Origin of the sequence: Lysinibacillus sp. OL1, from assembly GCF_004332175.1 — a bacterium.
GTDB lineage: Bacteria > Bacillota > Bacilli > Bacillales_A > Planococcaceae > Lysinibacillus > Lysinibacillus capsici.
Map to the genome: position 1 here is coordinate 1 of NZ_SJDS01000038.1, position 1017 is coordinate 1017.

At 35.4% G+C, this 1017-nt stretch carries 1 pseudogene; it reads right to left on the minus strand.

The features are described from left to right. Nucleotides 1–47 precede the first annotated feature (47 nt). Nucleotides 48–1017: pseudogene (locus tag EW028_RS24330) on the minus strand (IS3 family transposase); the annotation flags it as partial.

Below are 1017 nucleotides of genomic sequence, written 5' to 3' on the forward strand. Positions count from 1 at the left end.
ATGAACTGCACCCCGTCAAGTAGACAGTTGAAATAATAAAAAATGTATTAAGCGGCTTGAGTCCTGAATTCTAACGGACTTAAACCGCTTAATCGTTTCTGATAACGATAGTAATTATAAAAATGAATATAATCATCAATCGCTAGTTTTAACTCTTCATATGAATCGTACTTATGTAAATAATACTTCTCACACTTCAATGTGCCCCAAAATGATTCAATTGGTCCGTTATCAATACATCGACCAATACGGGACATACTCTGTGTCATATTGGCAGTTTCCACAATTCGCTTAAATTCCTTTGATGTATATTGAAAACCTCGATCACTATGTATTAATGGCTGTTCGCCTGATTGTAATGATTGAATAGCTGATTTTATTGTTTTGAAAACAAGGGAATTATTATTCGAATGACCTAACACATAACTCACAATTGAACCATCATATAAATCGATAATTGCACTTAAATAAGCTTTTTTCCCATTTCCATACTTAAACTCTGTGACATCTGTACACCATTTTTCATTGGGCTTTTTCGATGCAAATGCTCTATTTAATACGTTCTCCGCCACATGATGTGCTGGAGATTTACGATAAGGCTTGCGCTTTCTACGAATAACAGACTTCAATCCACTAATCTGCATTAAACGATAAATACGCTTTTCGTTAACCGTTGTTTGATTATTTTCTTTTCGCTGACGATTGATTGTCAACGTTGTACGACGATAGCCGTAAATACCATCTACTTGTTGGTAAAGGAGACGAATGTCCTTTAAAATTGCTTCATTTTCAACTTCTCTGTTAGAAGGCTTGCGACTTAGCCACTTATAGTAAGCTGCACGCGAAACATCAGCTATTTCACATAGTAAAAGAATCGAAAGTTCTTCCTCTCGATGTAATTCTTGAATCGCTAAATAGCGTTGCTGTAGACGTACTTGGCTTAACGACGCCTCCTTTCGATTTCCTCTAACTTTTTTAAAAATAAATTTTCTGCACGTAAACGTTCATTTTCACGTT